The 9,655-nt window shown below is 50.7% G+C and carries 4 protein-coding genes; all 4 read right to left on the bottom strand.

Features of this window, described 5'->3' with window-relative positions; genetic code table 11:
- Positions 1 to 901 precede the first annotated feature (901 nt).
- The 4 genes from ACO54Z_RS12885 to ACO54Z_RS12870 all read right to left on the bottom strand — a co-directional run bounded on the left by ACO54Z_RS12885 (position 902) and on the right by ACO54Z_RS12870 (position 9,093).
- Positions 902 to 3,112, bottom strand: coding sequence for a TonB-dependent siderophore receptor (locus ACO54Z_RS12885; RefSeq protein WP_485997376.1), 2,211 nt, complete (start codon positions 3,110 to 3,112; stop codon positions 902 to 904).
- Between the two features lie 230 nt (positions 3,113 to 3,342).
- Positions 3,343 to 7,137, bottom strand: a complete 3,795-nt coding sequence (locus ACO54Z_RS12880; protein ID WP_485997375.1) for a calcium-binding protein — start codon at positions 7,135 to 7,137, stop codon at positions 3,343 to 3,345.
- A gap of 6 nt (positions 7,138 to 7,143) precedes the next feature.
- On the bottom strand, positions 7,144 to 8,007 hold the full coding sequence (locus tag ACO54Z_RS12875; RefSeq protein WP_485997374.1) for a hypothetical protein: 864 nt from the start codon (positions 8,005 to 8,007) through the stop codon (positions 7,144 to 7,146).
- A gap of 267 nt (positions 8,008 to 8,274) precedes the next feature.
- A complete protein-coding gene (locus tag ACO54Z_RS12870) occupies positions 8,275 to 9,093 on the bottom strand; it encodes a hypothetical protein (RefSeq protein ID WP_485997373.1) in 819 nt (272 codons plus the stop codon).
- Positions 9,094 to 9,655 lie beyond the last annotated feature (562 nt).

The raw sequence follows: 9,655 nt of genomic DNA, 5'->3' as shown, positions 1-9,655 counted from the left end.
TATATCAACTACGGATTTGTTTGAGGCAGCATACATTTTAGGACACCACCCAATCCGCTCTTGGTGTAGCGACAAATATCGCTACCCCCACCCCAACCCTCCCCCGCTGCGGGCTTCGCCCTGCGGGGGAGGGAGCGTAGCGGTGCGGGTTTCGGCGACGGTTGCAGCGCCTGCCGCCAATCAACCCCCTCCCCTGCAGGATGCGCCAGTGTCCGCAGCGGGGGAGGGATGGGGAGGGGGTAACATTACTGACAATACCCCCGCTGTTTGTTCAGCAATCCGTTTACATACACCTGAGCGCTCGATGTGTATGTAAATGGTTTTCGTAGGGACGGTTGCAGCGCCTGCGCCGACCAGCTCCGTCCGCAGAACCTGTAGGGTGGGGCTTGCCCCACCGCCGAGACAACAATGGCGGCAGTTTACATACAGGGTAGCGGGGTTGGTGTATGTAAACGGGCGGTATTTCAATCCGCTCTTGGTGTAGCGACAAATATCGCTACCCCCACCTCAGCCCTCCCCCGGGCCCCACGCAAAATGCGCCCGCATTTTGCGTGGGAACCCGCCCGCTGCGCTTCGCTGCAGGGGAGGGGGCATAAATCCTCGCCAGCGCGCAGGGTGGGGCTTGCTCCACCCGTTTATTTGGCAACACCGTGCGCACCGCCAGTAACCCCACCCCAGCCCCCCCCACGGGGGAGGGAGCTGATCAACTAGCGGGCGGTTACGGGCTTCGCCCTAACCGCCCCTATGTGGGTCGCCCAAAAACAGCATCGGCGGCGGTAATGATTAACCCCGCCCCGCCCCCACGGGGGAGGGGCAGAACGGCGCGGGTTTCGGTGGCGGTTGCAGTGTGGTGGTGGGTCAAGCCCCACCCTACGCCCCTCCGTCCTGCAAAGGGAAGGCGTTATTTCAGCTCCCACTTGACGCTGAGCATGACGTTGCGCGGTTCGCCGTAGAAGTTGCCCCAGCCGTGTGCGCGGATGCCGTGGTTTTCGTAGTAGCGTTTGTCGGTGAGGTTGTTGATGGCGACGCCGATGTTGAGGTCTTTGGTCGGTTTGTATTGCACGTTGGCGTTCCAGAGGGTGTGGCCGCCGTTTTTCACGTCCCAGCCGCTGCTGGTGCTGCTTTGCGTGCTCATGCCGAGGCCGACCGTCCATTTTTCGGCCGCCCCCGGCAGGCGATAGCTGGTGTAGAGGCGCAGCATATGTTTCGGCGTCTGTTTGTTGAAGCTGCTGCCTTTTTCGATGCTGCCGATGCTTGCGGTGTATTGGCGCGTGTTGTAGCTGTAGCCCGCGAACATTTGCCAGGCGTCGGTCAGTTTGCCGCTGATTTCGGCGTCCACGCCGTGGCTTTTTAGTGTCATCGGCTCGAAGTAGAAGCGTTTGCTGCCGTCATCGAGGCGTTTGCCGCTATTGACGGCGGTGTTTTTTTGGTTGATTTGGTAGAGGGCAACGGTGGCGTTCAGGTCGCCGTCGTACCATTCGCCTTTCCAGCCGACTTCGATGTTGTTGCCGAGGGTCGCGGGCAGGTTGCCGCCGGTTTTGCTGACGTTGCTGTTGTATTTGAAGATGCTGGTGTAGCTGGCGTAGAGGCTGTTGTGCGGGTCAAGGTCGTAGGTGACGCCAAGGTACGGCACGAAGCGGCTTTTGCTGGTGTCGATGATGCGGTCGGCGCGGCTGTCGGCTTTGCCGTCGCTCAGGTCGTAATACCAGCCCCAGTTGCGTTTCCAGTGGGTGTAGCGCGTGCCGGCGAGGAGGTGCAGGTTGTCGGTCGGGTTGATGCGCAGGCCGCCGCTGATGCCGTGCGTGGTGTAGTAATTGTTGCTGCTGTTGCGGTCGTCCGGGTGCGTCCAGTCCGGGCGCGGGATTTCGTCGCCACGCCAGGTATAGATGTTGTATTTGGCGTCGTTGGTATTCATCGACATTCCGCGCACGTCGGTTTTTTCGCGGTTGTAGCTGTAGGTGAGGAAGAGGTCGTGGCTGTGGCCGAGGGCGTTGAAGCTGCCGTTGAGGTTGGTCTGGAAGGCGAACTGTTTGCCGCTGTGGTCGTAGTGTTCGATGCCATCGAGCGGCAGGGTGCCGTCTTTTTTCGCGCCGCCGCCGAGTTTGCCGCCGCCGGCGAGTGAGGCGTAGTTCTGTCCGGCGTTGGTGCGTTTGTAGTCGAGTTTGCTGCTGACGCGCCAGTCGTCGTTGATTTCGTGTTCGAGTTCGAGGAAGGCGCCGCGTTTGCGGAATTTGCCTTCGTTCCAGTTGGCGCCGAGGAAGGTTTTGCGCGGCAGGCGCAGGTCGCTGCCATCTTCAGAGAGCGGCAGGCCGTTCGGGTCGGGGGTGTCGTGCTGGTTCTGGTAGTAGCCGCCGAGGGTGAGTTTGGTGTTGTCGCCCAGTTTTTGGTCGAGTACGCCGTAGAGCAGGCCGTTGCTGCCATCGACGTGGCGCTTGAAGCTGTCGTCGTGTTCGCCGACGGCAACGACGCGGCCGCGCAAGCCCCATGGTTCGTTCAGCGTGCCGGAGACGTCGCCAGTGGCGCGCACTTTGCCGAAGCGGTCAGCAATGGTATCGGCGCGGATTTGGGTGTTGTCGGTCGGTTTTTTGCGCACCGCGTTGATGGTGCCGCCCGGTTCACTGTTCGCCTGGGTCAGCCCGGTCGCGCCGCGCACCACTTCGATGTGGTCGTAGAGCGCCAAATCCATTTGCTGTTTCGGGTCGCGGAAGGGGTTGCCGGTGACGCCCGGCGCGCCGATGGTGTTGCTGATGCCGTCTTCTTCGATTTGTTCGATAAAGAAGCCGCGCGACTGGTACACGGTGCGGGTGCCGTGGCGGGTGACGTTCACCCCGGTGGTGGTGCGCAGCGCGTCTTCGATGGTGGTCAGCCCCTGGTCGTCAAGCTGCGTTTTGGTGATGACGCTCACCGACTGCGGCGTTTCGCGCGGCGAGAGGGTGAGGCCGGTGGTGGTGCGCATCGCCGAGGTGGTGTAGGAATTGACGTCCTCGGTGCGGGTGTTGTCGCGGTCGCTCTTGACGGTGATGGTTTGCAGGTTCTCGCTTTCTTGCGCGTGAGCATGGCAGGCAAGGAGGATGGCGGCCGCGAGCACGGCGGATTGGGCAGGGTGGTGCATGGCGGGTCTCCATTACGGGTTTGGCGGGATGAAATGTCCTTTTGTTAAGGTGAATTTCATCTTTCATCATAAGGACTTCGCCGCGTTTTTGCAACTGGTGTAACAAAACGCGGCAACGGCGCGGGTTTGCAGGTTTACATACAGGTTTGCCGCTTTGGTGTATGTATATTTTTGGCAAGGCTGCCATAAAAAATCCCGCACGCAGGCGGGATTTTTTACAGGACGACGACTTACAACAGCCCGGATTGATGCTGCCAGTGATCCAGCAAATGCTGCGTGCTGTCTGCAAGCGGCGCGTGCCGGAGTGTCGCATCGGCGGGCGCGTGGTGTTCGTCATCGTGCCGCTCATGCAACGGTGCATGAGCAGTCAATGGCGCAACCAGCGTTGCGTGTTCGCCTGTGTCGGCGAGCAAATCGCTCCACTGCGGCAGTTGCATTTCATCGCGCAGCGTAAGCGAGGGTGTCATATCCGCTGCGGGCGAATGCGCATCGCGGCTACCCGCATGGGCATGATCCAGATTGAGCAGCGGCTCCATCACGGGCGATGCGGCGGCAAACGGATTGCCTTCCGCCGACATCAGCGGTTGCGGCGGGGCAGATTCCTGCAATGCCGCAGTCGGCGGCTCCGGTTGAGCATGATGCTCCTGATCGGCAGCAGCATCTTCTGCTTGCGGCTGTGCGGCATTATCCGCGACAGCAGAATCCGCATTTTCATCCTGCGGCTGTTCTTCGCCGGATTGCGGCGCCTGCGCCTTGATACGGTTAAAAATTTCCTGTGGCTGCAACAGCGATTGCCCGCCCATCTCGGCAATGGAACTCGGTGCATCGGGTGCCAAAGAAAAATAATTTTTTACGAGAAGCTGACCCTCGCCGCTTTTCAGTGTCATCAACAAATCATTGCCCGATTGCGACAACATATAATCGTCCAGCCGGGTATCCCGCAAGAAAATGACATCCCAATCACCAAAATCGGAAATAACCTTGTGTTCCATGCCTTCCCGGTAAATATGGAAGACATCATTGCCTGTGCCTCCGGTCATATAATCATTGCCAGGACCGGGAAATAAGTGGTCATTATTGTCACCACCATGTAATTGGTCATTTCCGTACCCACCCAGGAGCGTATCCTTTCCGGCACCACCATAGATAATATCATTACCGGTTTTCGTACCTAAATCGTCTATTCTGGCATGATCTCCACTCAGCCAGTCATCGCCATCACCACCATGCAGCATATCGTCGCCATTATCCCCCCAAACCGTATCATTGCCTTCGCCACCATCCAGATAGTCATTACCATCGTTGCCGCGCAAAATATCATCATCCTCATCGCCATGGACAATGTCATTACCCTCACAACCAAAAATGGTGTCATTACCGGCATTTCCATGAATAATATCGTTACCGGGTCGCGCATCATCGGGCATTTTGGTGAAATAGGAATTTGAAGTTCCTACATCATTCGTATCGCCGTCTCCACACAAGACATCATCACCGGGGCCGCCATAAATTACATCATTGCCACCCTTGCCATAAATAGTATCAATATCTCCCTGGCTTTTGTCCTCCTGAGAAGCGGGACTCTGTTCGTCACCATAAAGGGTATCATTTTCCTGACTGCCTACCAGAGTATCTTTGCCTTGTCCGCCAACCAAAGTATCACCACGGGTATTGGTCTCATCAGTTTTATGCACGGAATCCGAGTCCGTATCAAGACCGGATATAACTCCGACAACTTTATAGCCATACGCCCCCCAAACCGAGCCATCTGTAAATAGAGGAAGTCCATTCATAGAACTGCTGGCAGTTTCCCCTGCCCGTATCCGTTTCAGATCTGTTTCCAGCCTACCGGTGGCAAAGAGGACATCATTGCCATTACCGCCATAGAGATAATCCGAGCCATAACCGCCAACGAGCAGATCACCACCTTCGCTGCCTTCCAAAACATCGCGGCCTGCACCACCCTCAATGGCATCATTGCCGCCAAAGCCCCGGATATAATCGCGTCCTTCCGTACCGCGCAGCACATCATTAAAACCTGCCTCTTTCTTGCCGCCGATCAACCGTCCGTTTTCGTAGTTCCATTGCGTAGCTTCCCAGTTATACGTCTTGCCATCGGATTTGAACGGCGCGACCTGATCGCCCTCAAGGCGATACGCCGTGGCAAACCCTGTGGGTCTTTTCAGGGTAATGCCAAATGTACCGCTAAGCAATTCAAAAGAAGTGTCATCAGCAGTGCCACTATTATCAAAATCTGCTCCGGGGATAGCGCTATATTTCCAGTTTTTTATTGTAAATATTTTTGTTTTTGTTCTTTCTTGTACTGAAATCTGAAGATCGGCAATAAAATTACCATTTTCTGATTCGCCAGTTTTTATTAACCGGCATTTATATTTATCAAATTCCCATTCATCTCCGCCTTTAAATTTGAGGTTGTTAAATGGCATTTCTCTATGGCCAATTTTTAATTGGCCACCATCAGGATCTTCTATTATATCTTCATCAATGTCGTCAATATCAACAAAGGTATATCTATCTTTTCCTTTTCCGCCTTTAAGAATGTCTTTTCCTTTGCCACCTATCAATTCATCATCATCATCTCCACCATTTAACGTGTCGTTACCGCCACCACCAATCATAATGTTTTTACCATTGCCAGCATCCATAACATCTGTATGGTCGCCGCCAATCATGATGTCATTATCAGCACCACCAATAAAATGGTTTTCTTTATGGGCAAATGTCGAATTACCGTCTTTACCCTTAATGACATTTCCGCTATTGTCAATCTGCTCTTCAGCAATTGCTATCAGCAAGTTGGTTTTGGTATCATCTTTTACAGGTGAAATTGTCTTATTACCTTCTTTTCGTTCCGGATAATCCCGTATGGCAATGTTGCCATCTTTATCGGTTATTCCCGGCAAGACCTGCCCATTAATATCGCTTGTCTTAATAATTCCTTTCAGGTGTTCCGGTAGATAACGCTGTAAAATTTCATTTGCTAGAGGCTTAAAGACTTCGCTGACATATTTCAAATCTGTTACGCCGGGTAATGTATTAAATACCACATCTTCTTTGGCACTTTTTATTTGTGCTTCAAATTCACGCTCAACCTCCGAGATTTTTTGTGCGTATGTCAATTTGGAGTTGTTCCCCGGAACGCGCTTGCCCAATGTATCCAGGATATGTCGTATTTCACGACTACTTGGTTCATTCTTCACATCAAACAGACCAAACATTTCTGCTTCATAATAGCGGCGCTTCTGGATGCCGTCCTGATTAATTCCATTATGACTACTGTTGCTGTTGTAGCGAATTTCAAACCATGCCCTGAAGCGGTCGCCTTCGGCGAGGGCGTTTTTCAGATTTTCACCAATCACATCCCTGGTGCCTGTTACCGAATTGTAGCGTAAGGATAACAACGCAAGCCGCTCATAGGAATAATTATCGCCTTTAAAAAGATTATAATCTTTATCCTTGCCATTTGCATCCTTCCCAACAAGGTTATCATTCAATTCTTTTAATTTATTGCTAGCAATTTTATCAAAGACATCATTTATAAAATTATCGTCTATTTTAGACAGGTCAAAAGGTTCTTTTTTGATATTTTCTACAGCCTCTTTTGCATCTTCGGTATCCTTGTTATAATAAGGACTTAATTTTACCCGGACATCATTCCAGTAGGTTTTAATGTTGTCTTTAATATTGATCTGTTCATTAACATTTTTAGTTGCTATTATATGGCTGGAAAAATTTAGATCATCGACTTCAATACCGTTATAATGCGTAATATTGCCATTATTATCGGTAGTTGTGGGTGTCTCGTATTTTTTGGCCAGTGTTGCTATTAGTATATCAACAACACCTTTATCCCTTAGGTTAAAACCAATTCCTGTGGTCGCATTACCCGCTCCATCAAAATAAACAAATTTATCATTGCCTTCTATAATGGACATCCTGCTACGAAATTCACTAAAGAATTTGGTTTTATCATTGATTCTGTTGAGTGTAATATGGTTACTCATAGTTATCTACCTCTTGGGTTGAAAGAAAACGGCATTACAGGTTTCAATACTAATTAAGCCTTCTGTACCTATAAATTCCAGCAAATCAATTTCATGAAGAAAGTAGTTTTTTTCCCATTTTTTAATATCCTCATCTCTGACATTTTTTGCATTTATGACTATTTTCATTTCATAAATAATTTCATTCATATTTATAGGAATGCGATAAAACTCAAAATCTTCCGCTTCCACCAATCCTAATTTTATGCCTGGAGACGGCATACCGTTATTATCAACCGGATAAGTCAGTGTTATGGGATATGTACTTTGCCGTCCATCCGCGGCATGATGTGAAAGGTATCCCATCATTTTTTTTGCAGTTTCATTATGTTGAAAATGGACAGGCATACTATAAAAAAATCCATCTTTGGGTGCGGCTTCTAGCCATTTATCAAAATAAGTAGCAGGTCTGCCCCTCAGGCTGTTTAGTGCATAAAAACTTTTACACTTTTCTGGTGCATCCGTATTATCTTTACAATGAGAAAAAAAAGAATGGCTTGCCTGAGACAAGGTTTTTAACGAATCATTAAGAAAGGCTGTTATAGCAAAATAATTAGGCGGGATTTCTTCCACTTTTTCCTGTTTGAAGGGAGATTCCAACAAGATATAGGCGTCCCCTTTTTTCAGGAAATTATCAAAAAAATTTGGGGTATCACTAATGGTTTTTACCAGCTTTTGGCATACAGCATCAACGTTATTGATGTAAAGTATGGGCTGCGGCGTTTTTAGGCTTTTTCGCGCTTCCTTGGTATGACCGGCATTTGCCGACAATACGATGATGGTGAGTAACAACAGCGCAAGCGTGTTGCGGGCAATGCAGGTTTCTTTCATGAGCTGTTCCTCATCAATCCGTTCCTCCTGTTTCCCTGAATGGATGATGTTTTGTGTATTTTTAAGATGAGGCGATTATTCCGGCAAAAGCATCTGGGCGTCAAGGCAATATTGGCAATCTTACCGGATTTTCGGTTTTTAGTAATTTTCCCGCCCGGATAATGAGATTATGCAGGGGTATTCGTCATTCACCGCAGAGGCTGTTGCTGCGTGGTTTCTTTTATATATTTTATCCACGCCTCCCCGCTGTGCGGGGAGGGAGAGTGTTCATGGTTGCACGGGATTGGTCGTGCTGCGAATTTCACAAATCAATGTCGCATCAGCCTGTATTTTGGGTTTGTTCAGGACGTATGCGGTCAGGTAGAGACGATTGTCGCCGTCATGGATGACGACTTTCAGGTCGTAGGTTCTGCCCTGCACGTCCACCGGGATGCTGCTGCGCTTGAGGCCAAAATCGCGCCAAAGGTTTTCGGCAAGTCCCTCTATGGCGGGGAGGCTGTTATGTGTGAAGAAGTAGAAGGATTCAGGCTGTTTTGGGTCATCACCCTGGCGTTTGTGGCGGCTGGTATAGCCGATGATGTTTTCTTTCTTGATAGTTTTGTGGGTGTCTTTTTCCGCACTGAAATAATGAGTGGGAGTGAGGTAGAGCACGTAATCCGGTGCATCCAGCCAGGGCTGGTAGCGCTCCAGGGTGCTGGTCTGGTATTCGGGCAGGTTGAGCGCGGCGTTGCATTCGGCGGCGGTGGGGCTGCTGTGGCTGTAGTTTTGGCAGGCGGGGTTGTGATTGAGGATGTCGTTGGCTTTTTCCAGTTGGTTGAGCGAGTCATGCACGCCAGCGACGGCGAGAAAGAGGAATTTGGGGATGCGATCGAGGTGTTCGCGCTTGAGCGGGGATTCGAGCAGTATCCAGGCATCGCCTTTGCTGGCAACTTCCTGAAAGAATGCCGGGGTAGTGTTGATTTTTTGCAGCAGTTCGTTGCAGACGGTTTCGTTTTCGTTTTTGACGAGTTCGGCGGTTTGAGCGTTGCCCGTAACGGGTAGGGCAATGGCTGTGACGAGGAGGATGGCGGGCAGTCGGTTTTTCATGCAGGTTCTCCATGTTTGGGGGGTTTGATTATGCAAGAGCGGTAATGTGGCGTCAAGAAATGGCGGGTTTCTGTATTTTTGGCAATTTTGGGGAAATATATCTGTTTTTTATGCGTGCAATTTGTTCGGTGTATTTCTGAATGGTTTTTTGTTTTTTGCCTGAATTTTTATTTTGTCAGTTTTTTTCGGAATGCGGATTTTATATTTGGGCTTTTTCTGCCGTTATGTTCTTTGTGCGGTGCGGGCAGTGTATTTTCGTGCGAGTGCGTTATTGCCAAAGGGCAGCAGGTGCTTAGATCCTGTTTAGACTCTGGGAAAACCTGTTTTCTTGTGTGAACGGGAGCAAGTAAAACCGCCGATATACTCCCTCTCCCTGTGGGACAAGCATTGCTCGCGTAGCGAGAGAGGGCTGGGATGAGGGCAGCAAATATAGCTATCCACCGAAAGCCTCATACGGTGTTGCGTCGCCTCGCCGTACAACCGCGTACTGTCTTCGGCGACGCGCCTTGTCTGAAACTTTCGGTGGATGGCTATAATTGAAAAAGCAGAATTTCGGTTTGTC

The organism is Cardiobacterium sp., assembly GCF_057314735.1.
The sequence above is the reverse complement of the archived record's forward strand: the minus strand, read 5'-3'. Positions and strand labels throughout refer to the sequence as shown.